Below are 24,642 nucleotides of genomic sequence, written 5' to 3' on the forward strand. Positions count from 1 at the left end.
TCATCTCCGTCCTCCTCAATGAAGGACTCTAGCTCAAACTGGAGGAGTTTTGGGGGAGCACGTCACCGCAAGCCGCCCTTATCCAGCCGTTAGAAGATGCTCGCAGGGTGCCCAGAAGCAGGTAGGCGCGCCATGCAACCTCAAACTCCATCTATGTGCGGGTCTTCCTCGCGAAGCTGAAAAGTGGCGGTGCAGGCTATCCGACAGTCTGTGTAGGTCGCCTGTTCGGATATCCCCGCGCAATTCGAACCAGCCGAAACGTTAACATCGACGGGTCCGGGAATTAATTATACGAAGAACTTATTCATGCCAGGAACGTCGGATAAAAAAGTCTCTATACTGGCAATTAGGCCTTTTTCAAAGTGACAAACTGTTGCGAGTTTCTCGTCCAAAAAAATTCCATCGCGCTCCGCTGTGTTGTGGAGACTCAGTGCCATATTGTCTCGGCTCAGAAGAATATTCTCTAATTTAACAGAAACTCCATAGCTGATAATCAGTTTCACGCGGTCGATAACGTCTGCCGCTCCTACGGCCATTTCCGACACGGCGTTTTCTCCTGGCAGGGTCCAAGTGGCGTCTGGGTGCAACAGAGCTCGCAACGCCTCCCAGTCGCGCTTTGCCAAAGCGCCATAAAATGCTTTTGCGATTTCTTCGGGTGTCATCATCTAGATTCTCCTCGCAGTAAGGATTGCATTTCTTGGTCCGGCCTCAGTCAGTCCCTCTTTCTTCATCTCCGATGTCGAAAGGGACCCGGACATACTTGACGCTCAGCAGGCGCGCCTGGTCGGTTATCTCCACAATCCGACGCGCCTCTTCCTCGCGGAACGTCTGACACCGAAAGCCCTGCATTTCGGGTAGCCGTTGGAGCAGGTCACGAGCGACGTCCTCTGCTCCAGCCGTGTCGATCACGATGTCACACCATTGGCGCCCGTGCCGGGTGACGGTCAGCGCAAGCCGCGTCATTGCGGCTCTCCTATGGTGCGCGCCGCGCTGGAGCACGTGCTGGCCAGCTTCGGGGTGGTGATCGTTGTCATCAAGATGCGGTCTCCCCCGCCTAGATCCGAACGGCGAGCGCGATCTCGAAGGATCGTGGCGCGCCGATATATACGTTGGTCGATGGGTAGCCGGAGAACTCGCCATAGAAGGCGTTGGTCAGGTTTCGGCCACGGAACGTCAGCGTCGTATTGTGCCGGACGCGCCAAGCGATGCTGGCATCCACCACCGTATGCCCGGCGACCCGGATGGCGTTGGCAGTGTCGGTCATGAAGCTGCCCGCATGCCGGGCAAAGCCGCCCACGGTGATCGCGTCTGTAACCTTGTATAGCGCTGTTGCATTCACGGTGGTCGCAGGCACGTTGATCGGCCGATTGCCGCTGCGATCCACGCGGACGCCGCCAACCCGTTCGGCGAGCATGTCGTAGCGCGCGTCGGTATAGGACAGCCCGGCCGTTAAGCGCAGGCGCGGCGAGGGCAGCATCGCCGCGCTAAGCTCCGCCCCCTGCGCCGACTGGCGGCCGCCCTGCACCGCCAGCGCGGGATTGGCGGGGTCCCGCGTCAGGATGTCGCGTTGCTCGATGCGGAAGACCGCGCCAGTAACGTCGAAGCGACCGTTCGCGCCGCTGGCTTTGAAGCCGGCCTCATAGGCATGCCCCTGCGTGAGCCGGAATCGCGAATTGGCGATCGATGCCAGCAGGATCGAGGACACCGGGGAAACGGCGGTGGTATATTGCGCGTACAGGGTCAGTTCCGGCCGCACCGCGTAGGTTGTACCGACCCGCCAGGTCACTGGATCGAAGCTTGGTGCATTGCGGTCGGTGCTGCCCGTCGCATTGGCGACCGTTGTGCGAGTCAGGGCGATATGGTCCCAGCGGACGCCGCCGACCACTAGCCAGCGCGGTGTGAGGTTCAGTGCATTCTCGCCAAACAGCGACACCTGGTTGAGCTTTGATCGGAAGGTGACATCGAGGCTGTCGAAGATACCGCGCCCGGTCGGGAGAGGAGACGGCCTGGGCGTGGGAACGTCGATGGGCGGAAGCGCCTGCTGCCCTGTTTCCTGGCGCAGGGTCTCGAAGTCGGTATGGTTCGCCTCTGCCCCAAGGCTGATGCGATTGCGCATGCCGGCGATGCTGGTGTCGCCGACGATCGTCGCGCGTAGGTTCGCGAAGCGGTGGTCGTGGCGGAAGTCCTGAAAGCTCTGCCGAAAACTGCCGTTCGGGAAAGCCGCGGTCGGCGCGAGGAAATGCTGGTCGTCGCTCAGGACAAAGGCGCGCTTGGCCGTATAGCCGGTGAGGTCAAGCGCAAGCGTCCAGGCGCGCGCTAGTCGCCAGTCGACCCGCGCGCGCGCCGTCGTCTCGTCGGCGTTGGAAAAGGCGCCCTGCGGATTGTAGTTGCGGTGGCGCAAGGCACGGTCGGCGACGAGGTCGGACACCGAAGATACCGCATCACTCGGATCGCGCGCATAGGCGCGGGGGATCAGCGGCAAACCCTGATAGGTCGCGTCGTAGCGATCTTCGAAGTGATCGATGGCCACCAGTACCGTCAGGCGATCGCTCGGGCGAAACAGCAGGCTGGCGGTCAGCCCAGCGGACATGGTGCCGTTGTTGTCGACATCGTAGAGGCTGTCCGAGCGTCGATAGCTGGCGTCGGCCCGCAATGCGATTTTCGCGGAGAGCGGCAGGTTCGCACCGGCTGCGGCAAAGAGGGTGCCGAAGCTTCCGCCAGACAGGAGCGAGTCAAACCGTCGGCCGTCCAGGGTTGGCTTGCGGGTCACCTTGTTGATCACGCCCGCCAGCGCGCCTTCGCCATACAGCACCGACGCGGGGCCTTTCAGCACTTCGATGCGATCATAGTGCCAGGTGTTGCTGTCCCGCTGGACCACGGTCGAAGTGGAAATCCGCACCCCGTCCTGCAGGATCGAAACCGCGTTGCCGGAGAAGCCCCGCAACGAGATCACGGCAGGATTGCCGGGCACGTTGCCGGAAACGGCGCCTGCGACGTCGTTGAATGCTTCACGCGCAGTTCGCAGGCCCCGAAGCTGCAATTCGTCCTGGGTGATCACCTCGACAGTGGCAGGCGTTTCCCGCGCGGTGAGCGGCAGCCGGCTGCCCGCCTGGGTGCGCGCCTCCAGGGCGAGCAGATCGCGCTGGCCGACGACCAGGATGGTCTCCGATTCCTGGGCATTCGCTGTCGCCTGGGCGAACGCCGGCGCGATCGAGGTCGACGCCAGCAGCGTCGCGATCGAGATCCTGATCAACGGCTTGTTCCCGATAGGAGGAAGGGGGGCGGCAAAGTTGCCGCCCCGAAGTGCAGGTTAGGCTGCGTTCAGCAGCTTCACGCGCGGGAAGTCGACAGGCACGTCGAACGCCACGTTCACATAGTTGGTGAACAGGTTGAGCGCGATATGGGCGAGCAGTTCGACCACCTGCTCGTCGGTGAAGCCTGCCTGGCGCAGCGCCTCGACGTCTGCGTCGCCCAGCTGGGCACGGTCCGCGACCACCTTCGCAGCGAAAACGAGCGCAGCGGCGGTCTTGCGATCCGTGGAGCGGCCGGCTTGTGCTTCGCGCATCTCCTCGGCGGAAGCGCCCGCCTTCTTGCCGAGCACCGTGTGTGCAGCGAGGCAATACTCGCAGGCGTTGCGATCGGCGATCAGCACCGCAACCTGCTCACCCAGCTTGTGAGCCAGTGTCCCGGCACCGAGCGCGCCGAAACCGGCCCACATCATCTTGAGGGCGGCCGGCGAGTTGGCAACGGCGCGGAACATGCCGGGGGTTGCGCCAAAGGCGCCGGTGATTTGGTCCAGCAGCGCCTTGCGCTCGCCGGTTGCCGTCTTCGGATCGATCAGCGGAACTCTGCTCATGATGAATGTCCTTTTATCGTGCGGCCTGACCCATGGGTGAGGCCTGGGGAAGCTCGACCAGCCATCTCGCTCGCCGATAATTCGGACTACGAATTAAAATCGTATGCGTCAATCTGAAATTTCGCACTCCGAACTAATTTGACATAACTTATGACCCATGACATTTACGGATTTATGAAAGCCGCTGGCGTCAGCGCGACCAATCTTAGCGGAGGCATGCATGCCGCAGATGGAAATAAGCGTGGATTATCTGATTATTGGCGCCGGCATCAGCGGCCTGGCATTTGCCGATGCGCTGCTCTCGCGAAGCGACGCCACGATGGCGATCATCGATATGCGGGACGCGCCCGGCGGGCACTGGAACGACGCATACCCGTTCGTCAAACTGCATCAGCCATCCAGCTTCTACGGCGTCGAGTCGCGCCCGCTTGGCAGCGATGCACGCGATCGCGAGGGCCCGAACGCTGGGTTTCACAGCCTCGCGGGCGGTCCCGAGATCACCGGCTATTGCCATGCGCTGATGCGGGACAGGCTGTTGCCCTCGGGGCGGGTGCGCTACCTGCCGCGCACGCGCGTCGAGGCGGATGGTACCGTGCGTCACCTCCTGTCGGGTGCTCGGACCCACATCGCCGTGCGGCGGAAGCGCGTCGACGCGACGCGCTATACGAACAGCATACCACTGACCCACCACCGCGGCTTTGCCGTCGCGAGAGACGTCGTCTGCATTCCGCCCAATGATCTGCCGCGGATGGCCGCGACCGTCACCAAGTTCACCGTTCTCGGCGGCGGGAAGACGGGGATGGACAGCTGCCTGTGGCTGCTGGAAGGCGGCGTCGCGCCCGATCGCATCCGCTGGGTGGTGCCGCGGGACCAGTGGTTCGTGAACCGTGCCCGCGTTCAACCTGGCGAGGACTTCTTCGACGACGCGCTCGAAGGCTTTGTCCGAGGGCGGGAGGATATCGCGGCCGCCACCTCGGCGATCGATCTCGCACTTCGCCACGAGCGATCCGGGCTCTGGCTTCGTCTCGACTCGCGGCGGCTCCCGGAAATGTTCCATGCGGCGCACGTCTCCGAAGGCGAGTTGGCGGTGCTCCGACAGATCGAAGACGTAGTTCGGCTCGGACGGGTGCATGCAATAGAGTCCAGCCGCCTGCACCTCGAGCGTGGTTCGATCGAAGCGGAGGCCGGCACGCTCTACGTGGACTGCACCGCTTCGGCACTCGCACCCGTGCCGGCGGAGCCGGTCTTCCAGCCCGGACGCATCGTGCTGCAGCCGATCCGCTTTCCCCAGATCCCTTTCAGCGCGGCCTATCTGGCCGTGGTGGAGACGACCTTCGACGAGGATGCCGAGAAGAACCGCTTTGCGGCTCCCGTGCCGGTAACAACGACGGTCGAGGACTATATCCGCGGCTTGCTGCCTGATCTCGAAAACCGATTGCGGGCCGCGGGCGAGCCGCGCTTGCGCGAATGGATTAGGCAATCCCGGCTTGACGGATTTGCCCGGCAGGCAGCGCAGGTGGACCCGGCGGACGCGTCGCGACAGGCATTGTTGCGCCGGGTTCGCCAATCGACCGAGGCAGCCTATGGCAACCTGCCGCGGCTGCTCGAGGCGATTATAGACGCTTCTGCAGGGTGACCAGCGCCAGGTCGTTGCGCAGTGGCCGCCCTACGGCCGGATTGTCGTAGGGAAACGGCACGACTTCGCCCGTCGCCACAAAACCCCGCCGTTCGTACCACGCGATCAGCGTTTGCCGCTGCTGGATCACCGATATCGACAAGCTGCGCATGCCGGACTCGCGCGCCCAGTCTTCGACTCGCTTGATCAACATGGTGCCCAGCCCGCGGCCTTGTTCGGCAGGATCTACCGCAAGAGTCGAGAGGTGGACCGTGTCTTCGGCCATCGACACCCGGGCGCAGGCAAGGATGGTACTTCCGGGAAAATCGCGCAGCAGGACAAAGCGATCGCAAGCAAGTGCCTGTATCACGGCCGCGGGGAGGATACGATCTCCCGCCACCAAGCCCTGTTCATCGGTCCAGCCCTGTCCGCGCTCGCGGGGCCGGTATGCCGCGTTCACCAGCGCGGCAATTTCCTCCGCGTGCTGCGTGTCTGCATCGATCAGCGTCACGTAAATGCTACTCCGTCGCACGGTGGGCTGCGGCGCCCGAGCGTCCGTACAGTCTCAGGCTCCAATCCTCTATCGTCCCTGTCTCAAGACGTCGCCGCGCGTGGTCGCGCCAGGAGTCTGAGAGGGTGGATAGCGCTGTGATCCCTTCCAAACCCGCGCGATTGAGCGGATCGAGGTAAAAAATCTGCCATACGCGCCGCAACGTCCAGTCGGGGGTCGGTCGATCGATCAGGCGACATTCGCTTCCGCTCGCCACGATGCCTTCCTCAAGCACGCGATAATACCAGCCGGTGCGCCCGGAGGACTGCACGCGCTCGGCCATGTCCGCTATGCCGAACCGATCGTTGAGCTTCCAGCAAGGCTGGCGGCCTTGGCTGACCTGCACGAGCGCGGTGCCGATGCGAAAAATGTCCCCAATTGCTATTTGGGTTTCGTCCATCCCGCGCGTCGATAGGTTTTCACCGAAGCCGCCGGGCTCTAGGCAAGCGGCTGTGGGCAGCGCCTCGCGCCAATGGTCATAATGTTCGGCCGCATAGTGATGCACCGCCTTTTCGGGGCCGCCGTGGAAGCGCAGGTCGCCCTGTTCGTCACCGATAAACCCGACGCGAGTCAGCGTGGTCGGTACATCGACGGGATGTTTGGCAATGCCGCTGCGATGGCCATCTTTGCCATGGGGTGCGGCCCGGCCCACACGTAAGGTATCGATCGACACCATCAGCTCAGCCCGCCAATTCCGCAAGCCACCGCCGGAGGAAGTTTTCCGCATTGGTGCGTATCTGCGGCGCGAGCGCGGCATGGTGCTGGCGCAGCGAAGGGATGTCTTCGCCCTCTGCCACCAGTTGTGCGGCATGGCCGATCAACCAGCGTTCGAACGCGTCGCCAGCCCCTTCCGGGTGGAACTGCGTGCCCAGGATGTTGGGCCCGCGCGAAAAGGCCTGGTTGGTACAGGCCTCGGTGGAGGCGAGGCGTGTCGTGCCGGGTGGCAAGCCGAACACATCCCCGTGCCAATGCAATACGGGCGCATCCCCGAAGGTGGCCAGGGGCGAGCGCGCCCCGGCCTCGGTTAGCATGAGCGGCGCGAAGCCGATCTCGGACCGAGGTCCCGGCCTCACTTCTGCGCCGAGTGCGCGCGCCATCAGCTGTGCACCCAGACAGATGCCCAAGGTGGGGAGATCGAGCTCAAGACGCTTGTGGAGCAGCGCCAACTCCTCGGCCAGAACGGGATATTCCCGCTCCTGATAGGCGCCGATGGGCCCGCCCAGCACGATCAGAACATCCGCCTGCTCGATCATAGGTTCCCTCAAGGAATCGATGCCAGCATCGGCATACCGGAGTTCATAGCCTGACGCTTCGAGCACGGGCGCGAAGCAGCCGACGTCCTCGAACATCAGGTGGCGGATGGCGACGACAGTCTTTGGCACGGCTGGCTCCCACGCAAGAGGTAGAGTGCGGCTAGGTTGAACAATGCGGCTCAGCGCGGAGTGCAGGCCGCATCAGTACAGGTTCCGCCGGCAGATGCCGACGGCGCATCGTGGACGGGGGCGTCGACAATCGGCCCTGTTTGTTCTTCCAGCAAGGAGGCCAGCAGCGCGCCTAGCTGCAAATCGGGCACATGCCCGAACATCTGGCGACGGAGCCTCCCCGCCCGGTCGATCAGGAGCAGGGTGGGGGTGCCTTGCATGCGGTAGCGGCGCATGGTGCGCGGCATGGGATCCCCGCGCGGGCCGGGGTGGTCGATGGCGATGGGGAAGGGGATGCGGTATTCGTGAACGAAGGCGGCTAGCGCGGCCGGGCCCATCGCTTCGTGATGCTCGAACACGGCGTGCAGGCCGATCACCGCCAGGTCCTGAGCCGGAAAGGTCCGGTGGACCTCGATCAGCTGGGGGATGAGCGTCGAGACGCATCCCGGGCACAGCATCTGGAAGGCGCCGGCAAGCACGACCTTGCCGCGCAATGCCGAAAGCGAGAGCGGCGTTTCGGTGTTCAGCCAGCGGTCGATCTGCCATTCGGGCGCCGCGGAGATGGGCATGGGCATATGGTTTCCTTCGCTGCGGTGGGCAGGCGTCCGAGCTCCCAGGGGAGCCGACGCCTGCCCGATCCCGCTTCACGTCAGTTGCGGATGCGGCCCGGCAGGCTGAGGTCGCCGCTCGCCACGTCGAACACATCGGCGACGCAGACCAGCGGCGCGTGCACCGACTGGTTGATCCGCAGCCCCGAGGTCACCCCGTCGAACTTGACGCCCGCGGTGTTGCCGAGCTTGGCGGCCGGCACGCGCACGGTGACCGTCGTGCCGGTCAGCTTGGGTGTGATCTTCGGGCTGTCGATCAGGATCGGCAGCCCGGGCCAGGTCGCCGGCAGCTTCGGCTTGGTGCCTTCCGGGATGTCGCGGATCTTGAGCGCGCCCTTGCCGCAGGCTTCGTCCGGCACTAGGACGACCCAGTGGCTGTGCCAGAGATTGCCGTCATTGGTCTTATCGCCATCGCCATTCTCGTCGTAGAGCGGCGTATCGTCGAAGTCGGGGTGCGACGTCACGGCGAAGGCCAGAATGCCCTGGTCCTTTTCGAACCCGACCGCGGCCGAATTGATGCTGGTGGGCCAGACATAGGAGTAGACCGAGGAGCCGGCGAGCTTGCCCGAGGGCGTCGGCTGGGTCGCACCGGCCTTGCCGCTCACCGCCATCTTGAAGATCAGGTCCTTGCCGGCGCGCGTGATCTCGGTGTGGACGATGTCGAAATCGACATTGGCGGCGTTGCCCTGCTTCGCGGCGATCTGCTGCGCGGGGACGCTGGCGGGAAGCGCGGCCAGGATAGCCAGGCCGGCGAAGAGATGGGACTTGATCTTCATGATATCCTCCGGTTCCTCCGTGCCCCTGTGGTTGGACAAGGAATGTTAGGTGTGCTAACTAATAGCCGTGTAGCCGTCAAGCTGATTGTTAGGAGTGCTATCTTTTGACCGCCATCTTCGACGCCATCAGCGAACCGATCGCGAAGCGCGTGACCTCCGGCCTGGCCAAGATCGGGCTCGTGTTGCGCAGCCGCGCCTGGAAAGGCGCCGGCACCGCAGGCGTCACCCCCACCCAGGGCCATGCGCTGGGGCTGCTGCGCGACGCGCCGGACGGGATGCGGCTGGGCGCGATTGCCAAGCTGCTGGGGATTTCCGCGCCGACCGCCAGTGAGGCGATGAACACGCTGGTCACCAAGGGTCTCGCCGCCAAGACGCCGGGAGTCGATAAGCGCTCGATCAGCCTCGTGCTGACGCCGGAAGGCGAGGCGCTGGCCGATCAGACCCGCGAGTGGCCGGACTTTCTTGCCGACGCGGTCGACACGCTGGATGCGGCCGAGCAGGCGGCGTTGCTGCGGGCGCTGGTCAAGGTGATCCGCGCCTTGCAGGTCCGCGACGAGATCCCGCATCAGCGCATGTGCGTCACCTGCGAGCACTTCCGCCCGTTTGTCCATGCGGACAAGCTGAACCCGCACCACTGCGCCTATGTCGATGCGGCCTTCGGCGATCGCCATCTGCGCCTCAACTGCCCCGAACATGCCGAGGCGCCCGCGAGCGCGCAGGAGGATGCCTGGGAGCGGTTCACGGAGCAGGGGCGCGTGTCCGATGGCTCGGCCGCGGCAAACGAGGCGTTGGTCGGTCCCGTGCCGCGGCAAGGCTAAATCGCAGCCAGTCGTGCCAGGCATGCGTCGACCTGCGACGTGACCTCGCGGTCGACTCGCTGAAGCGGCAGAGGCGGATCGCCGAGCCGCAGGCCCAGCCGGTCGGCGATGTCCGGAAGCAGACGGAAGCTGCCATGGGTCTGGAAGAGCTGCCACAAGGGCGCAAAAGCGGCATCGATCGCCTGGGCTTGTTGGATGTCGCCATGCTGTGCCGCACGCGTGAGGCGCAATGCCGGTGCGGGCAGCAGGCCGGCGACGACGCTGAACCAGGCGTCCATGCCCGCGCCGAGCGCGGCGGCAGCTTCCCAGTCGCCGCTGTGCCCGATCTGGAACCCGGGCGGAGTCGCCGCGCGGAGGAGGGCCAGCGATGCCGCGGGATCGCCGCTGGGTGGCATCTTGATCGCAGCGATGTTGGGCACGCCTGCCAGCCGTCCGACCAGATCGTCGGTGAAGCGGAAGTGCGTGGTCGACGGATTGTTGTAGATGCACAGCGGCAACCCGGTGGCCGCGGCGACCGCCATGTAGTGCGTTACCACTTCGGCTTCGGTCAGCGGCAGATAGGCGAGTGGTGGAAGGAGCAGCCCGTCGGCACCGGCATGCTCGGCGTCTCGCGCCAGGGCGGTGCACCAGGGGGTGCGCATCGCGCCGATTCCGACCATGATCGGCACGCGTCCACTGCACGCCTCGACCGCTATGCGAACGGCGCGGGCGCGCTGCGGCGGATCCAGATAGGCGAAGCCGCCGGTGCTGCCGAGAATGCAGATCGAGTCGACGCCCGCCGAGGCGGCGCGGTCGATTAGCATAGCGAATGCTTCGGCATCGACGACGCCGTCTGCGTCGCTCGGCGTCGGCGGAAAGGCACAAAGGCCTGTGAACATGCGCGGCTCCCCCCCGGTGGCGCGAAAGGATGGCCGGCGCCTCGCGCCGACCATCGGAAACGCCGATCAGGCAGCCTGATCGGTGACGGCGTTGGGCTCACTTCTGGGCTGTTGCAGGCTGGCGATCGCCTCGGCCACGCCGTCGCCATAGGCCGGATCGGCTTGGCTGCAGTTGGCGATGTGCCGTGCGATCACCGGCGCAGACGCGCCGTGGATGGCCCGCGCCGTGTTCTCGAACAGCGCCTGCCGCTGATCGGGCGTCATCCGCCGGAACAACGCGCCGGGCTGGCTGAAATAGTCGCCGTCCTCGCGATGATCCCAGTGCGCGGCAGCGCCATGGATAGGCAGCGGCGGCTCGGCAAGATCCGGCTGGTCCTGCAGCACGCCCTTGCTGTTGGGGGCATAGTGCACGCTGCGCCCGCCATTGCCGTCGACACGCATCGCCCCGTCGCGGTGATAGCTGTGCACCGGGCAGCGCGGCGCGTTCACGGGGATCTGGGCGTGGTTGACGCCGAGGCGGTAGCGCTGGGCATCGCCATAGGAGAACAGGCGGCCCTGCAGCATCTTGTCGGGCGACAGGCCGATGCCCGGCACGATGTTCGACGGAGCAAACGCCGCCTGCTCGACGTCCTGGAAGAAATTCTCCGGATTGCGGTTGAGCTCGAACATACCGACTTCGATCAGCGGATTGTCGGCCTTCGGCCACGCCTTGGTGAGATCGAACGGATTGAACGGGGAGCGCAGCGCCTGCTCCTCGGTCATCACCTGGACGTACATCGTCCATTTCGGGAAGTCTCCCGCCGCGATGCTCGCATAGAGATCACGATGATGGCTTTCGCGATCGCCGCCGATTTCCTGCCGCGCCTCGGCATCGGTCAGGTTCGCGATCCCCTGCTGCGTGCGCAGGTGGAACTTCACCCATACCCGCTCCTGCGCAGCGTTGATGAAGCTGAAGGTGTGGCTGCCGAACCCGTGCATGTGCCTCCATGTTTTGGGGATGCCGCGGTCGCTCATCACGATGGTGATCTGGTGCAGCGCCTCCGGCAGCAGCGTCCAATAGTCCCAGTTGTTTTCGGCGCTGCGCAGGCCAGTATGGGGATCGCGCTTCACCGCGTGGTTGAGATCGGGAAATTTGAGCGGGTCACGGATGAAGAACACCGGCGTATTGTTGCCCACGAGATCCCAATTGCCTTCCTCGGTGTAGAACTTCATCGCGAAGCCGCGGATGTCGCGCTCGGCATCGGCGGCGCCACGCTCGCCGGCGACGCTGGAGAAGCGGACGAACATCTCGGTCTGCTTGCCGATCTCGGAAAAGATCTTCGCCTTGGTGAAGCGGGTGATGTCGTGCGTTACGGTAAAGGTGCCGAACGCCCCCGCGCCCTTGGCATGCATCCGTCGCTCCGGAATCACCTCCCGATCGAAATGCGCGATCTTCTCGAAGAACCACACGTCCTGGAGCAGCGCTGGTCCGCGCGGCCCCGCCGTCTGGATGTTGTTGTCGTCGGCGACAGGCGCGCCGAATGCGGTGGTCAGCTTGGTCATCGAACCCCTCCCAAATCTCGAATGACAATGGGATAGGGTCATTCTCAGGTTTTGGCACAACAAATATTTTCAATGACACATGACATAAAATCGCATTAAAACGGCGCCATCTGCCGCGATGTGCGGAGCGTCGATATGGGTGGGATTACAGCGGGGTGCTTGTGTCAGCTAAGGAAGCGACGGGGGCCGGTGAGGCACTGGGCCAGGTCCTGCGCTGCCTTTCGGGCAGAGTCGACGGTCAAGTTGGCAAGTCCGATCCGCACGGCCGGCGGGCTGTCGATGCGGAAGGGTTCGCCCGCCTGCAGGGCCCAGCCAAGCCCCAGCATTGCCTGCACCAGTTCGGCCTCGCGTCGAACGGGAACCCAGATATGGACCCCGGACGTGCCCATCGCCGGGATGTCATGTTCGGCGAGGGTGGCGAGGAACGCCTTCCGCCGCTCGCGATAGGCGAACCGCGCCTTCTCCATCTGCTGCTCGGTTTCGGGCGACTGCCACAGGGCGCCGGCCATGCGTTGCAGCAACCGGCTGACCCAGCGCGGGCCGAGCGCATGCTGGCGCCGGATGCGATCGATCGTCACCTCGTCGCCCAAGGCGATCGCCAGGCGGAAATCGGGTCCGAGGAACTTCGAGACCGACCGGATGAACAGCCAGCGGCCGTGTCGCGGCGGCAACATGGCCAAGCTGTGCTCGGACAGCGGGCCCCAGTGGTCGTCGAGGATCACCAGCATGTCGGGATGGTCCGCGAACAGCGTGGTCAGCGCGCGCGCGCGTGCCGGGCTGATATCGACCCCCATCGGGTTCTGCGCGCGCGGCGTGAGGATGACCGCGGCCGCGCCGCCCCCACGAAGCTCGGCGGCGACGCCCTCGACCGTCGGGCCCTCCCCATCCATCGGCATCGGCTTCAGCCGTGCGCCAAGCGACCGCAGCAGATCGAAGAGCGGCGGAAACCCGGGATCTTCGACAAGGACATAGGCACCCGGCCGAATATGCGTGCGGAGCGCCCGCTCGATCGCGTCCAGGGCGCCGGACAGCAGGCACAGGTGCCGCGTGTCGAGACCTTCAAAGCCCAGGCGCTCGCGGAGAAGGGCGACGAAGCCGGGATCGTCGCTCTCGGCATCATAGCCGCTGCTGCGCAGGTCGACGTCGGTGAGGACATGCTCCAGCCGGGGCAGGAAGGCGGAATCGATGTTGCCGGAGGCAAGGTCGCACGCGCCGCTCGGCAGCTCCAGCGCACGCCCTTCGAACGGATGGACGCGCGCGATCCGCATGCCGCCGCGCCCGGGTCCGCCGATCAGCAGGCCGGCGTCGCGCAACCGGCCATAGGCTGCGGCGACGGTGTTCCGACTGACTCCCAGCAACTCGCCTGCATCGCGCACGCTGGGAAGTCGGTCCCCGGGCAGTACGTGTTCGAGGCGCACGGCGCGCTCGATCGAGGCAGCGATGTCGGCGGCCGTTTCGCCGTGTAGATAGGAGTGCGGCATCCTGCACGCCTAGTAGGCACTCGTCGGCGAGTAAAGCGGGGCTGCCCACGCGCTACGCCTGATCCAATGCGCCTTCCGCCTCGGCCTCGTTCACGACCTGCTTGATTGTCGTCTTCAGTTGCTGAAACCCGCCGAACAGACCGCGAAGGTCCGCGCGCCGGCGCAGCACATCGGCAAGCGTGTAGCGATCGAGAACGGCGAGGAACGCCTGGGTGGCCTCGCTGAGGATATTGGGCAGGCCACAGGCCGGTGCGATAATGCACGCGCTGCAGTCCACCAGGTCGAACCCCTGTTCGGTACGACGGATGATCTGGCCGATCGAGATCTCCTCGGCCGGCCTGCCGAGCTTGAGGCCGCCGTTGCGACCGCGCACGGTGGTGAGGAAGCCCGCCTGGCCGAGGTCCTGCACCACCTTCATCAGATGGCTTTTGGAGATGTCGTACACCGCGGCAATCTCGGCGATGGAGGACAGGCTTCCTTCGTCCCGCGCGCCGACATGCAGCAGCACGCGAATGGCGTAATCGGTATATCGGGTCAGTTGCATCGGCGGTGCTTAGCAGATCGCCGCGGGACGCGCGAAACGGCCCGGCGCGGGCCGGGCCGTTCGAGCGCTGGGTAGGCCCTTTTCATGCCGCGTCGAGCTGCGCGGCATGTTCCGGATAGGGCGCGCTCTCGCGGGCCTCCTTGCCGCCGAGTTCGTCGGCGAAGCCGTGGTTGACGTCGCGGTGATGCGCCTCGTCGGCACGGACCTTGAGCACCACGTCGCGCAGCGTCGCGCTCGCGGGCATCTTCCAGTAATGGCACGCGATGGCGGGGGCGGGGTCGTTGGCCATCCGTCCGGCGTCGATCGCTTCGAGATAATGGGTGTAGCTGATCACCGCCTCTTCCTCGAAATAGCCGACGACGCGGTGCGCTATGCGGGGTGCGACCAGGTAGAGCGCGAAGAAGGCGCAGTAGAAGCCCCATTGCACCAGCAGGATTAGTAGCCGTTCGAACAGGTTGGGCTGCGCCACGTTGACGAAGGTCATCAGGTGCATCCGCTCGTTCTCGGCTTCCTCCATCAGCGTGCGGATCCAGCCCTGGTCGTCGCTCATTCGGCGCAGGCAGCGGAGATGCGTCAGGGTAGCGCCGACCATGCCCGGTACGGCCGCAACCGTTTCGATGACGATCGCGCGGTGGCCGTGACGCTCGCGGAAAAGCGCATCCGCGAAGAAGCGCATCGTCTTGGTGAAGCCGAGTGCGATCCGGTCGCAGAGGTTTTCGGGCCGGCGGTGGTCGATGCGGACTGGAACGTGGTGGATCATGTCTTCCTCCCTCGATGCGCGGCGCGTCAGGGTGGCGAGTCGCATAAGGTGCAATCGAAATGACTCTTTCTGGGCGACGGCGCAAGAGAAAGATTCACTTGATATGTATCGTTTTAGCCGACTAAGATGCATCCGACATAGATGTTATGTTTCGGGAGTGCCGCAATGACCGATGCCGCGCTGGAGGAGGGGGAGATCCGCCCCGTCGTCGAACGCTTTTATGCGCGGGTCCGGGCTGACGAGGCGTTGGGCCCGGTGTTCGCTGCCGCGATCGATGACTGGAACGACCATCATGCCCGGCTGACCGACTTCTGGTCGTCGGTGATGCTCACCAGCGGCCGGTACAAGGGCAATCCCGTGGTGTTGCACGCCCGCCATGCCGAGGCGCTGACCCCTGAGGCCTTCGCGCGGTGGCTCCAGCTCTGGGGACATACGACCGACGAAATGCTGCCGCCCGCGACCGCCAAGGCGATGCAGGCCAAGGCCGCGCGCATCGCCGAAAGCCTGCAACTCGCCCTGCACTACCGCTCCGCGTCCCGCGGCGCGTTGCTCTGACCCTGCATCTGCCAAGGAGACCATCATGACCGAACCGCTCAGCCAAGCCACCATCGAGACGGTGAAGGCGACCGTCCCAGCCCTCGCCCAGCACGGTACGGCGATCACTACCGCCATGTACGCGCGCCTCTTCGAGGACGCGCATATCCGCAACCTGTTCAACCACGCCAACCAGGGAGAGAGCGGCGCGCAGGTGCATGCGCTGGCGGCGGCGATCCTCGCCTACGCGCGGAATATCGACAATCTCGGCGCGCTGGCGCCGGTGATCGACAGGATCGCCTACAAGCATGTCGGTTATCACATCCTGCCCGAACATTATCCCTATGTCGCCAACGCGCTGTTGGGCGCCATCCAGCAGGTCCTCGGCGAGGCCGCCAGCGAGGCGGTGCTGAAGGCCTGGGGCGAAGCCTATTGGTTCCTCGCCGACCTCCTGACCGCGCGCGAGGCGGTGTTGCGCGGCGAGATCCAACGCGCCGAAGGCGGTTGGCACGGCTGGCGCCAGTTCGTCGTCGCGGAGAAGATTCGCGAGAGTAGCGCCATCACGTCGTTCGTGCTCCGCCCCGCAGATAGCGGACCGGTCCTGCGCCATCGCCCGGGACAATATCTCACGTTCCGCCTGCAGCCTCCGGGTGCCCCCGAGCTCAAGCGCAACTATTCGATCTCGTGCGCACCCAATGGTCGCTTCTATCGGATTTCGGTCAAGCGGGAGGCCGACGGGCAGGGGGGATCCCGCTACCTGCACGACGATATAAAGGTCGGCGACGTGCTGGAAACCACACCGCCGGCAGGCGACTTCTTCCTTAGCGACGCGCCGCAACGCCCCGTCATCCTGCTGTCCGGCGGGGTCGGCCTGACGCCGATGGTCAGCATGGCGGAGACGATCGCCGCCCAGCACGCGGACCTGGAGGCGCATTATGTGCACGCCACCACCAACAGCGACACGCACGCGATGGACGCGCATGTCCGCGGCCTGGCTGCCGAGCATGGCAAGCTGCGCGTCGCAACCTTCTACAGCGAGCCCGGTACCGCGGATCGTCTCGGCGAAACGCATGATGGCGAAGGTTTCGTCTCGATCGACTGGCTGGCGCGCACCACGCCGCTGCACGACGCCGACATCTATCTTTGCGGTCCCAAGCCGTTCCTGCGTGCCTTTGTAAGCGGCTTGGCGCTGGCCGGCGTCGCCGCGGATCGTATCCACTATGAGTTTTTCGGCCCCGCGGACGAACTCATCGCGGCCTGACGACCGGGGGCGGCGCGACGATCCTCGGCGCACCGCCCGGACCGCATCGAAAAGAGGAGCTGCAATGAAAACCATCGACATCCTGGCTGCGGCGCAGCCCTATCGTTCATCGCCGATATTCACCGCGGCGACCTTGCCGCAAGGGTTGCAGCGCGAGCACCGCACGAAAGCGGGTGTGTGGGCGCAAATCCGCATCCTGGCGGGCGCGCTGCAGTATAACCCGATGGATGGCACGCCACCCTATCTGCTGACGCCGACGCGCTGGGTCACCGTCGCGCCGCAGGAAGCACACTTCGTCCAGCTCGTCGGGCCCGTCGAGCTTCAGATCGATTTCTTCGATCAACCGCCGCTGGAAGATGCCAGACGGACCTTTTGAGCTTCGCCGCCGAAACCGGCGCTATCGCGGACTGAATCGACCCACCGCCGCCGAAAAGGTGCGGCACGCAACCACGCGCGCGCGTCGAGATCGAGCGGCGACTGCGCAAATCAAGCTCAGTAATCGACAAATAATATATGACATAAATATCTTTGACATATGCCATTTACGGCGTTTACCCAGTCGTTGTCGGGAGGCGTCTGGTCCTCTCCGTCCTTCATGGAGGCCACAAATGGGCGCACCAATTTCCGCCACGCTGATCGGCGCGGCGTTCGTTTTGACCTGTGCTGCTGCGACGGCACAGGCGCAGACCTACCGCGCGCATCTCACCGCGCTGAACAGCGGCAAAATCGGAAGCGCGGCCGAAGGTGATGCCACGCTACGGATCGTCGGCGACCATCTGGAAGTGCGGATCAAGATGCGCGGCGTTCCGGCCAATATCGAGCATTGGGAGCATTTCCACGGCTTCCCGGACGCACGTAACGCGACGTGCGCCGCCGCCCGAGACGACACCAACAAGGACGGGTTTGTCGACCTGATCGAGACCGAGCCGATGTCCGGGACGACGATGGTGCCGTTCAACGACCGACCCGAAGACATGCAGATCCCAACGCATACCTATCCGCACGCATCCGGTGCCGGCGATTTCGAATATGTGAAATCGGTGCCGCTCGCCCAACTCGCCGCGACGTTCGATCGAACCTACAAGGGCAGACATATCGATCTGGAGAAGCGCGTGCTCTACGTGCACGGCGTCGAGAGCAATTCCGGCCTGCCCACCTCGGTGGCCTCGCTCGGGCCGGTGCCGTCGCATGTCACGCTGCCGATCGCCTGCGGGAAGATCGAAAAAGTGAGCAAGTAGCGTCCGGCAAAAATCACCTGAAACCGGCGGGCCAAGTCGCGGACGTTGGACGATGGTCCGGCGTTCGCCGGCTGCACCTGCCTCGCTCAAGGGCACTACCAGAAAGTAACGAGAATGAATGCGTCCTCGATCTCGCCGCACATGACCCTGGCTTTCGCGCAGACCTACGAAAAGACGGCGACGCGCATCACGGGACCGATAGCGCATTCGGTCCTTCAAAGACTGGGGGCGATAGGCCGCGAAACGCGCCTGCTGGACATCGGTGCCGGTAGCGGCGCGCTGGCGATCCCCGCAGCGCATAGCGGCGCACGAGTGACGGCGGTCGACATTGCTCCCGGTATGGTCGAACTGCTCAACGATCGCCTGAAGCCTTTTCCGGACGCCGACGCGTTCGTCATGGATGGGCAGGCGCTCGACTTCGATGACGGCGCATTCGACATCGCCGTCTCGATCCTCGGCGTCAGCCTGTTCCAGGATTGGCGGCGCGGACTCGCCGAGCAGATCCGTGTAGTCCGCCCGGGAGGCATCGTGGCACTGGCGACCTGGCGTACGCTCCCGGGCGGTGGGCCTTTTCTTCTCATGGCGCGCGCAATGCGCGCCGTCTTCCCTGATCGGCCGGCGCCGCCTGCACCGGAAGGATTTGTCGCACTGTCCGATCCCCTGCGCATGGAACGTGCTCTGCTGGATAGCGGGCTGCACGAGGTGCGGGTCGAGGAGATTGAGGCGGAGTGGAAGGGCGTCGCCGGACCGGCCTATCTCGACGCGCTTCGCGACCTTCATGGATATATGCCATCCTATAGGGCGCTGCAGCCCGAAGAACGGATGCAGGTGGAAGAAGCGATCCAGTCGTTGGTCGACGAGCATGCGGTAAACGGGCAGATCACACTGACAACTCGGGCCGTTGTGGCGATTGGGAGCAAAGCGTAGTTGCAAACATCGCTTAGTTTTTGAGCTCGCACCAGACTAACTAATGCTCAATCCCGCGCAGCATTATGCTGCCTGTGGCCGTAACGCATCAAAGTCGGCGGCAAAAGACCTCACGTAATTTGAGGTTTTTTGTCGACTGCTAGGTGCGTACTGACCGCCTTTCGGATATTTCGATATCGCCTATGAGTGCGCTGATCGCCGGCACGTACCGAACGCCGCCATTCAGCCTATTCTATTATAAGGGCAGCAATGTCTCAAGCCTCGTCATTCCAAGATTCTTCGTCGTAAATTAGAAAAACGGCAGGCCTCGGGTCTGACACCTGCGACGCTGAACGCCGAGGATTGGGCGAGAACGGGCTCGCGACTTTACAGACCTTCTGGCACTGAATGCGGCGTAAAATGCGCCGGCAATCCAGAACTTACGGCGGTTATCGAAACGATCGGTACTCGGGCCCCACATAATCGGGGACGGCATGGTTCCTGTCACCACCGCGAATGATAGCAATCCACCACAAAACACAGAAATAGCGAGGGCTAGCCAGTTCATTCGCATACGCATACAAGCACAAAGCTATGTCGGCTATTGGGCGGGAGCTGCCGCTGAGATAGGGGCGGGGCGCTAGGAGGCTGCGTGTCCGCTTCCCGTGTTAAATGGGTCCAACTGGCATGCAGGTAGATGGGGACTATCAGCGCTAGCCACGATCAGTCGACGTGTGATGGTGTTGGACGGCACTTAGACGCGTTCTTGTCCTGGTCACAGTTGGCCATGGAGAGGAGCAATGTCACATTCGCAGTACGATCCAGCTCTACAGTCGCGGCCCGCATGGAACGCTGGAAGGTCGGTAGGTATAAAAAGACCGCTGACGCAGAAGCAGATTTGGGCAATACGCTTTTTTCTAGATCGAGAAGGTCGCGTCCGCGATAGGGCACTTTTCGATTTGGCGATCGATAGCAAGCTACGTGGCTGTGACCTTGTCAAGGTCAAGATCGGCGATCTAGTCTCGGGCGTAAATGTCAGAACCCGCTCGATTGTCGTGCAGCAGAAGACAGGCAGGCCAGTGCAGTTTGAACTGACCTCGGATGTGCGGGGAAGCCTGCTGGCTTGGCTAGAGTGCCGGGGCGGATCAATCCAGGATTTTGCATTCCCAAGTCGGGCGAACCCGGCTGAGCACCTAAGCGTGAGGCAATACGCACGCCTCCTGCACGAGTGGATAGATGCCGTGGGTCTACCAAGCGCGGAGTACGGCACGCACTCTCTGCGCCGCACCAAGGCCGCGATGATCTATCGGGCAACAGGAAATTTGCGTGCGATCCAGATCCTGCTGGGTCACTCTAAGATTGAAAACACTGTCCGATACCTCGGCGTCGATGTGGAGGACGCGCTGCTGCTTGCTGAGCGGACGGAGATTGGAGCGCAAGGCGGCGCAGTTCCGTTTGATGTGCCGCCATTTCGCTTCCGTTGCGCGCCCACTTCAGGCCGTTAAGAGGTGCTCGACTGCTTCCCAGAAGCGGACATGGCGGCATGGATTCCGCAGTGGGTGCGGGCGCTCTTACTATTCGCCCTCTCATGTGTCCCAACCCTCATACGCATCTTTGCGAGTCCAGCAATGGACGCAATCTAAATGAAAAAGGCGTATGCTCAGAGGACCGAGGAGGACCGAAGGTGCAAGGCCCCGCATTTCAAACCGACCAGACCCGCCGCGCTGTACCGCGCGTTGTTTAGGAGCCTCGTGAGCAATGTCCTAGCTGCAGCCAGGGTTCGACCCGCGTGACCTTAGCAACGTGATACCACACGACCTGGAACGCGGCTTCGAGAGTAGACACTGACTCATCTCAAATTCGCGCCTGAACCTCCGACATTCGACACCTTCATGAGCTTTTTTAAAAACCCTCATGGCAGACTCCAGGCTATGCCAGTGCCGTCAGAGGACGACTCCCGGACTGATAGCTGCGCCGGTGCGGGGGAAGGTTGTTGCAATCGCCGCATAGCGACGACAACCGCACGGGACGCAGCATGCCGTTCCTTCAAACCGCGATCGCCATTTGTGGCGTTGCCCGCAGCCGCCCAACGTCGCGGACGGGCGGAGCGCCGAAAAGGCGGCGATATTCGCGGCTGAACTGCGACGGGCTGTCGTAGCCGACGCGGAAGCCTGCCTCTGCCGCGTCGAGCCGATCGGCCAGCATCAGCGCCCGGGCTTCCTGCAACCGCAGTTGCTTTTGATATTGCAGCGGGGTCATCGCGGTGGCGCGGCGGAAATGCTCGTGGAAGCTCGACAGGCTCATGCCGGCAAGGGCGGCAAGGTGCGGGCCGCTGAACGGTTCGCGGAAATGGGCCTTGAGCCAGGCAATGGCCTGGGCGATCTGGCCGGTGCGGCTTTCACTGCTGGCGATCGCACGCAGGGCACCGCCCCCCGCTCCGGTCATCAGCCGCACCAGCAATTCCCGCTCGACCAGCGGCGAAAGCAGCGGTGCGTTTGCCGGATCCCCAAGCAGCGCCGTCAGCCGCGTCGCCGCGTCGATCAGTTCCGGCGTCATGGGGTGCAGTGTCATTGCGGCGCTATCCTCCGCGGCTGGCAGGGGCGGTAGGGTCAGCGCGATCTCCAAGAGGAGGGCGGGGTCTAGATAGAGGCAGAAGCAGAGATAGGGCGCATCCGCGCTGGCCTGCGTCACGGCTCCGGTGATCGGCAGGTCGAGCGAGGCGACTAGATAGCTGGCGGGACCATAATCCATCACTGCGTCGCCCAGCAGAACGCGCTTGCCCCCCTGCGCAATGATGCACAGCGCCGGGCGCTGGACCACATGCACCGGCTCGCTGCTGTGGCCCGCGTGGACCAGCGCAAGGCGCGGGATGGACGTGTCGATGATGCCGTCGTGCTCGGCATATCGGGCAATCTGCTCCGCCAGATCTCGATGCGCCATCATCGTTTTACTCCCCTCTTTTACGACGGGCAATTTACAGAGCTGATGGCACCATTCCAGCCCGCGGTTGCGAATCTGGAATATCGTACAATCATTCCGCACGACCGTTCTACCGCACGCTATCCCGATGGTGCCATCCGGGGACATCGGATCGATGGTTCGATCCGCCTGCACCAAAAGGACTATTATGGCTATCGAAAACAAAGTCGTCGCCATCACGGGCGCCAGCAGCGGCATCGGCGAAGGCACGGCGCGACTGTTGGCGACGCGCGGCGCGAAGCTAATGCTGGGCGCGCGCCGCACCGATCGGCTCGCCGCGCTGGCCGAAGAACTAAACGCGGCGGGCGGCACGGTGGCCTTCCGGTCGCTCGACGTGACCGACCGCGCCGATTTCGAGGCGTTCATCGCCGCGACGGAAGCCGACTACGACCGGGTCGATGTGCTGGTCAACAACGCCGGCCTGATGCCGCTCTCACGCTTCGACAGCCTCAAGGTCGACGAGTGGGACCGGATGATCGACGTCAACATCCGCGGCGTCCTTCACGGCATCGCCGCCGCGCTTCCGCGCTTCAAGGAGCAGGGGAGCGGCCAGTTCGTCAACATTTCCTCGATCGGTGGCTACGCCGTGTGGCCGACCTGCGGTGTCTACAGCGCGACCAAATATGCAGTGCGTGCGATCTCCGAGGCGCTGCGTATGGAGCATGACGACATTCGCGTCACCATCATTGCGCCGGGCGTGGTGGAATCGGAACTGGCCCACACGATCACCGATCCCGTCGCGGCTCAAGCGATGGTCGATTTCCGTGCCATCGCCCTCACTCCGGATGCGATCGCTCGCGCCATCGCCTATGCGATGGATCAGCCGGCGGACGTCGACGTCAACTCGCTGATCGTTCGGCCGGTGCGCTCGACGATCTGACGCGGAGGGACGTCCGTTCGATTCCGTCTCCCTCTCGCCTCAACGGCCCCTCCCACCGTAAGGAGAAGCCGATCCTGCGCCTTACGCCGTTGCGCCGCCATCGATGTCAAGCTTCGGGCCGTTGATGTAGCTGGATGCCACCGGCCTTCCGAGCCCCGAAGGGCATGCGAAGAACCTGCTGCGGCGTGTGGCCGGGAAAGAGGTTTGCAGCCTCCTTTTCGAACTCGACCTGGTTGTGTTGGACGATCTCGGCATGGAGCACTTCCCGGGTCACCAGCATGGCGCCGCGCTCATGCCGTTCCTCAAGGATGTTCTTGCCGCGACGACGGGAGAAATCGACGTACCAGACAGCCGCCGGCACGGTGATGAAGGTGGCGATGAAGAGGCAGCCAATCAGGCCGCGGATAGCTTTATGCCAGGCCAGCGCGACCTCGGGCACATAGGGCACGTATCCCATGTATGTTTGCCGCACGGAGCCGTCGGGCAGGAGGAGGTTCACCTGCTTCATGGGATCAAGCGAGACCCAGCCCCAAAGCGCCGACAGGATGCGCATGCAGATGAGCTGGATGTTGTTCTCGTCCAACGTGATGGAGAGCACGATCGTGTACGCCAGGGCGAAGATCACCAGCCACATCATGACCGGCATTTTTGCGCCCGACAGCCACATCAGAACCTCATGGCTGAGGAGCTGGCTGCCGCGAGTAAAGTTGCCCGAATTGCGCTTCACCTCGCCGCGTGCGGAGTGGTGCTGAACGGTGACGGGACGGCCGTCACTGCGGATGTCAGCGCGCGCCATGGAAACGCTCCATGCGCTTATCGACTTCTAGAAGAATCGGGTCGCGAAACTCGGGATGGTTTTCTTGCAGGATCGCGTCGAGCGCGAGCTGCCCATATTCGCAAACGCGTCGAAGCCGCAAATCGCTGTCATGAAGGAGCTTTTGGCCGAGCAGATATTGCTCACAGGCCGAGCGGACTACGTCTGCAATCGAGCGGCTCTGAGACGCAGCAAATCTCTCTACACGGGCGTATAGCTCCGGGTCGAACCGTAGCGATGTTTGGGTAGAGTTTTTCAAGCCCACCTCCATTGGCGATGGAGGCTAGTGGGTTACGTAAGGCGAAATCCTCTTACCCGTCATCCTGTGCCGCTGCAAGTATATTGCTGGGTTGCGGTGAGTTGCTGGGTTGCATTGTATTTCGTCTACGTCATTGATGTAGCGCGATTTTCTTCCTGGGTTGCACTGGGTTGCGCCTTGGGTTGCAGCGGGTTTCCGCCATTTTCCTCGATAACCCTCTGTAACGCCACGTAAAAACCGGCACCTTGGTGCGTACGGTGTGTTGCATATTGCCTCGAAAAATTGCTTGCTCCGGTCATCACAGCTCGAGCCAAAAACGGCTAATTACTGCGCTCTAGATGGGCTTTTGATAGCCGAAACGGCGCCTAAGAGACACCATTTTCAGTAAGCAAGCCGACAACCGGTAAGCAAATAGCCATCACATAGCATCCGAACGCCAATTCCCCTGGAGTTGACCGTTACGGACCGAAATCGACGTGAAAAAAGCGGGCAGTCGACCGCCTAGCGCGCAGCGCCTGTGATGTCGCTCCGACGCTCGTCCGGCAGAGGTTAATTAGTTAGTTCCCACCACCATCATAAAGCGGCGTGTGGCCGCTCATTGGCGTTAATGCCGACCGCCGAAGGAAACCTCATTCTGTCCAGGGTCAGGGCTATAGAGCGAGCGAGCAGTAACCCTCATGCTGAACCGGCGGCCGACTGTCCAAAGCCCACGGAACGCACCTCCGGAATATGGCAGATGCTGCTTGCTTGAGGCCGCTTACTAGCCTTGGAAAGGCTGGTCGAATGGCGAGGATTCTGCTCCTTTCAGAGCAAGTCATTGTCTGGCAATGCTCAGCTGGAGCGGACGTATTGAAGGACGCTCTGCAACGCGGCTCCCAGGCGAGAAAGGCTTACCCAAAAGGTAGGCGGGAGCGCCGAAGTT

The 24,642-nt window shown here is 63.5% G+C and carries 26 protein-coding genes; 9 read left to right on the forward strand and 17 right to left on the reverse strand.

What is annotated here, in order from left to right; translation table 11 throughout:
- Positions 1-287: 287 nt before the first annotated feature.
- The 4 genes from RT655_RS17290 to RT655_RS17305 all read right to left on the reverse strand — a co-directional run bounded on the left by RT655_RS17290 (position 288) and on the right by RT655_RS17305 (position 3,856).
- Positions 288-665: a nuclear transport factor 2 family protein gene (locus tag RT655_RS17290; RefSeq protein WP_313539158.1), complete on the reverse strand. Its 378-nt coding sequence runs from the start codon at positions 663-665 to the stop codon at positions 288-290.
- A gap of 43 nt (positions 666-708) precedes the next feature.
- Positions 709-963, reverse strand: coding sequence for a hypothetical protein (locus RT655_RS17295; protein ID WP_313539160.1), 255 nt, complete (start codon positions 961-963; stop codon positions 709-711).
- A gap of 91 nt (positions 964-1,054) precedes the next feature.
- The gene (locus tag RT655_RS17300) at positions 1,055-3,253 is read right to left on the reverse strand and encodes a TonB-dependent receptor (protein WP_313539162.1); all 2,199 of its coding nucleotides are present in this window, start codon (positions 3,251-3,253) and stop codon (positions 1,055-1,057) included.
- 57 nt (positions 3,254-3,310) lie between these two features.
- Complete coding sequence (locus RT655_RS17305; RefSeq protein WP_313539165.1) at positions 3,311-3,856, reverse strand: carboxymuconolactone decarboxylase family protein; 546 nt, start codon at positions 3,854-3,856, stop codon at positions 3,311-3,313.
- Positions 3,857-4,076: 220 nt separating this feature from the next.
- On the opposite strand from RT655_RS17305, the gene RT655_RS17310 reads away from it, so the two are divergent.
- Complete coding sequence (locus RT655_RS17310; protein WP_313539168.1) at positions 4,077-5,492, forward strand: NAD(P)-binding protein; 1,416 nt, start codon at positions 4,077-4,079, stop codon at positions 5,490-5,492.
- On the opposite strand, the gene RT655_RS17315 is transcribed toward RT655_RS17310, so the two are convergent.
- From RT655_RS17315 to RT655_RS17335, 5 genes are all read right to left on the reverse strand, one after another.
- Complete coding sequence (locus RT655_RS17315; protein WP_313539171.1) at positions 5,470-5,982, reverse strand: GNAT family N-acetyltransferase; 513 nt, start codon at positions 5,980-5,982, stop codon at positions 5,470-5,472. The two genes, RT655_RS17310 and RT655_RS17315, sit on opposite strands and share 23 nt — an antisense overlap.
- 7 nt (positions 5,983-5,989) lie before the next feature.
- Entirely contained in the window at positions 5,990-6,697 is a 708-nt protein-coding gene (locus tag RT655_RS17320; protein ID WP_313539174.1) for an MOSC domain-containing protein, read from the reverse strand.
- Between the two features lie 4 nt (positions 6,698-6,701).
- The gene (locus tag RT655_RS17325) at positions 6,702-7,403 is read right to left on the reverse strand and encodes a glutamine amidotransferase (RefSeq protein ID WP_313539177.1); all 702 of its coding nucleotides are present in this window, start codon (positions 7,401-7,403) and stop codon (positions 6,702-6,704) included.
- A gap of 50 nt (positions 7,404-7,453) precedes the next feature.
- Complete coding sequence (locus RT655_RS17330; protein ID WP_313539180.1) at positions 7,454-8,017, reverse strand: redoxin domain-containing protein; 564 nt, start codon at positions 8,015-8,017, stop codon at positions 7,454-7,456.
- 74 nt (positions 8,018-8,091) lie between these two features.
- A complete protein-coding gene (locus RT655_RS17335; RefSeq protein WP_313539183.1) occupies positions 8,092-8,826 on the reverse strand; it encodes a hypothetical protein in 735 nt (244 codons plus the stop codon).
- 104 nt (positions 8,827-8,930) lie between these two features.
- Between RT655_RS17335 and RT655_RS17340 the strand changes: the two genes are divergently transcribed.
- The gene (locus tag RT655_RS17340; RefSeq protein ID WP_313539186.1) at positions 8,931-9,644 is read left to right on the forward strand and encodes a MarR family transcriptional regulator; all 714 of its coding nucleotides are present in this window, start codon (positions 8,931-8,933) and stop codon (positions 9,642-9,644) included.
- Here the strand turns inward: RT655_RS17340 and RT655_RS17345 are convergent.
- The 5 genes from RT655_RS17345 to RT655_RS17365 all read right to left on the reverse strand — a co-directional run bounded on the left by RT655_RS17345 (position 9,641) and on the right by RT655_RS17365 (position 14,849).
- Positions 9,641-10,522, reverse strand: coding sequence for a dihydrodipicolinate synthase family protein (locus RT655_RS17345; RefSeq protein WP_313539189.1), 882 nt, complete (start codon positions 10,520-10,522; stop codon positions 9,641-9,643). The two genes, RT655_RS17340 and RT655_RS17345, sit on opposite strands and share 4 nt — an antisense overlap.
- A 66-nt stretch (positions 10,523-10,588) precedes the next feature.
- Positions 10,589-12,064 (reverse strand): catalase, encoded by a 1,476-nt coding sequence (locus tag RT655_RS17350; RefSeq protein ID WP_313539192.1) that lies wholly within the window; start codon positions 12,062-12,064, stop codon positions 10,589-10,591.
- A 164-nt stretch (positions 12,065-12,228) separates the two neighbouring features.
- Positions 12,229-13,545 carry an aminotransferase class I/II-fold pyridoxal phosphate-dependent enzyme gene (locus RT655_RS17355; RefSeq protein WP_313539195.1) on the reverse strand — a complete coding sequence of 439 codons (1,317 nt, stop codon included), beginning with the start codon at positions 13,543-13,545 and terminating at the stop codon, positions 12,229-12,231.
- Positions 13,546-13,597: 52 nt separating this feature from the next.
- Positions 13,598-14,089 carry an Rrf2 family transcriptional regulator gene (locus RT655_RS17360; protein WP_313539198.1) on the reverse strand — a complete coding sequence of 164 codons (492 nt, stop codon included), beginning with the start codon at positions 14,087-14,089 and terminating at the stop codon, positions 13,598-13,600.
- An 82-nt stretch (positions 14,090-14,171) separates the two neighbouring features.
- On the reverse strand, positions 14,172-14,849 hold the full coding sequence (locus RT655_RS17365) for an alternative oxidase (RefSeq protein ID WP_313539200.1): 678 nt from the start codon (positions 14,847-14,849) through the stop codon (positions 14,172-14,174).
- Positions 14,850-15,014: 165 nt separating this feature from the next.
- On the opposite strand from RT655_RS17365, the gene RT655_RS17370 reads away from it, so the two are divergent.
- The 6 genes from RT655_RS17370 (at position 15,015) to RT655_RS17395 (ending at position 20,293) form a co-directional block, all read left to right on the forward strand.
- Complete coding sequence (locus RT655_RS17370; RefSeq protein ID WP_313539202.1) at positions 15,015-15,404, forward strand: group III truncated hemoglobin; 390 nt, start codon at positions 15,015-15,017, stop codon at positions 15,402-15,404.
- A 25-nt stretch (positions 15,405-15,429) separates the two neighbouring features.
- Positions 15,430-16,644: an NO-inducible flavohemoprotein gene (gene hmpA, locus RT655_RS17375; RefSeq protein WP_313539203.1), complete on the forward strand. Its 1,215-nt coding sequence runs from the start codon at positions 15,430-15,432 to the stop codon at positions 16,642-16,644.
- Between the two features lie 64 nt (positions 16,645-16,708).
- Positions 16,709-17,020 (forward strand): DUF1971 domain-containing protein, encoded by a 312-nt coding sequence (locus RT655_RS17380; RefSeq protein WP_183049515.1) that lies wholly within the window; start codon positions 16,709-16,711, stop codon positions 17,018-17,020.
- A 232-nt stretch (positions 17,021-17,252) separates the two neighbouring features.
- Complete coding sequence (locus tag RT655_RS17385; RefSeq protein WP_313539206.1) at positions 17,253-17,882, forward strand: hypothetical protein; 630 nt, start codon at positions 17,253-17,255, stop codon at positions 17,880-17,882.
- A gap of 141 nt (positions 17,883-18,023) precedes the next feature.
- Positions 18,024-18,809, forward strand: a complete 786-nt coding sequence (locus RT655_RS17390; RefSeq protein WP_313539209.1) for a class I SAM-dependent methyltransferase — start codon at positions 18,024-18,026, stop codon at positions 18,807-18,809.
- 779 nt (positions 18,810-19,588) lie between these two features.
- Positions 19,589-20,293, forward strand: a complete 705-nt coding sequence (locus tag RT655_RS17395; protein WP_313539212.1) for a tyrosine-type recombinase/integrase — start codon at positions 19,589-19,591, stop codon at positions 20,291-20,293.
- 541 nt (positions 20,294-20,834) lie between these two features.
- On the opposite strand, the gene RT655_RS17400 is transcribed toward RT655_RS17395, so the two are convergent.
- A complete protein-coding gene (locus RT655_RS17400) occupies positions 20,835-21,944 on the reverse strand; it encodes an AraC family transcriptional regulator (protein WP_313539215.1) in 1,110 nt (369 codons plus the stop codon).
- Here RT655_RS17400 and RT655_RS17405 point away from each other — a divergent pair.
- Entirely contained in the window at positions 21,916-22,647 is a 732-nt protein-coding gene (locus RT655_RS17405; RefSeq protein WP_313539217.1) for an SDR family oxidoreductase, read from the forward strand. The genes RT655_RS17400 and RT655_RS17405 overlap by 29 nt on opposite strands.
- A 106-nt stretch (positions 22,648-22,753) precedes the next feature.
- Here RT655_RS17405 and RT655_RS17410 read toward each other — a convergent pair whose 3' ends face one another.
- Positions 22,754-23,443 carry a hypothetical protein gene (locus tag RT655_RS17410; protein WP_313539220.1) on the reverse strand — a complete coding sequence of 230 codons (690 nt, stop codon included), beginning with the start codon at positions 23,441-23,443 and terminating at the stop codon, positions 22,754-22,756.
- Positions 23,430-23,720: a hypothetical protein gene (locus tag RT655_RS17415; protein ID WP_147425961.1), complete on the reverse strand. Its 291-nt coding sequence runs from the start codon at positions 23,718-23,720 to the stop codon at positions 23,430-23,432. The genes RT655_RS17410 and RT655_RS17415 overlap by 14 nt, the downstream gene beginning before the upstream one ends.
- Positions 23,721-24,642 lie beyond the last annotated feature (922 nt).

It is taken from the genome of Sphingomonas sp. (assembly GCF_032114135.1).
Lineage (GTDB): Bacteria > Pseudomonadota > Alphaproteobacteria > Sphingomonadales > Sphingomonadaceae > Sphingomonas.

Bases quoted from the DNA above. Each gene is read 5' to 3' on its own strand.
- RT655_RS17290 (WP_313539158.1), bottom strand. From the start codon at position 665: ATGATGACACCCGAAGAAATCGCAAAAGCATTTTATGGCGCTTTGGCA.
- RT655_RS17295 (WP_313539160.1), bottom strand. From the start codon at position 963: ATGACGCGGCTTGCGCTGACCGTCACCCGGCACGGGCGCCAATGGTGT.
- RT655_RS17305 (WP_313539165.1), bottom strand. From the start codon at position 3,856: ATGAGCAGAGTTCCGCTGATCGATCCGAAGACGGCAACCGGCGAGCGC.
- RT655_RS17310 (WP_313539168.1), top strand. From the start codon at position 4,077: ATGCCGCAGATGGAAATAAGCGTGGATTATCTGATTATTGGCGCCGGC.
- RT655_RS17320 (WP_313539174.1), bottom strand. From the start codon at position 6,697: ATGGTGTCGATCGATACCTTACGTGTGGGCCGGGCCGCACCCCATGGC.
- RT655_RS17330 (WP_313539180.1), bottom strand. From the start codon at position 8,017: ATGCCCATGCCCATCTCCGCGGCGCCCGAATGGCAGATCGACCGCTGG.
- RT655_RS17335 (WP_313539183.1), bottom strand. From the start codon at position 8,826: ATGAAGATCAAGTCCCATCTCTTCGCCGGCCTGGCTATCCTGGCCGCG.
- RT655_RS17345 (WP_313539189.1), bottom strand. From the start codon at position 10,522: ATGTTCACAGGCCTTTGTGCCTTTCCGCCGACGCCGAGCGACGCAGAC.
- RT655_RS17350 (WP_313539192.1), bottom strand. From the start codon at position 12,064: ATGACCAAGCTGACCACCGCATTCGGCGCGCCTGTCGCCGACGACAAC.
- RT655_RS17355 (WP_313539195.1), bottom strand. From the start codon at position 13,545: ATGCCGCACTCCTATCTACACGGCGAAACGGCCGCCGACATCGCTGCC.
- RT655_RS17360 (WP_313539198.1), bottom strand. From the start codon at position 14,089: ATGCAACTGACCCGATATACCGATTACGCCATTCGCGTGCTGCTGCAT.
- RT655_RS17365 (WP_313539200.1), bottom strand. From the start codon at position 14,849: ATGATCCACCACGTTCCAGTCCGCATCGACCACCGCCGGCCCGAAAAC.
- RT655_RS17370 (WP_313539202.1), top strand. From the start codon at position 15,015: ATGACCGATGCCGCGCTGGAGGAGGGGGAGATCCGCCCCGTCGTCGAA.
- hmpA (WP_313539203.1), top strand. From the start codon at position 15,430: ATGACCGAACCGCTCAGCCAAGCCACCATCGAGACGGTGAAGGCGACC.
- RT655_RS17380 (WP_183049515.1), top strand. From the start codon at position 16,709: ATGAAAACCATCGACATCCTGGCTGCGGCGCAGCCCTATCGTTCATCG.
- RT655_RS17385 (WP_313539206.1), top strand. From the start codon at position 17,253: ATGGGCGCACCAATTTCCGCCACGCTGATCGGCGCGGCGTTCGTTTTG.
- RT655_RS17390 (WP_313539209.1), top strand. From the start codon at position 18,024: ATGACCCTGGCTTTCGCGCAGACCTACGAAAAGACGGCGACGCGCATC.
- RT655_RS17395 (WP_313539212.1), top strand. From the start codon at position 19,589: ATGTCACATTCGCAGTACGATCCAGCTCTACAGTCGCGGCCCGCATGG.
- RT655_RS17405 (WP_313539217.1), top strand. From the start codon at position 21,916: ATGGCTATCGAAAACAAAGTCGTCGCCATCACGGGCGCCAGCAGCGGC.
- RT655_RS17400 (WP_313539215.1), bottom strand. From the start codon at position 21,944: ATGGCGACGACTTTGTTTTCGATAGCCATAATAGTCCTTTTGGTGCAG.
- RT655_RS17410 (WP_313539220.1), bottom strand. From the start codon at position 23,443: ATGGCGCGCGCTGACATCCGCAGTGACGGCCGTCCCGTCACCGTTCAG.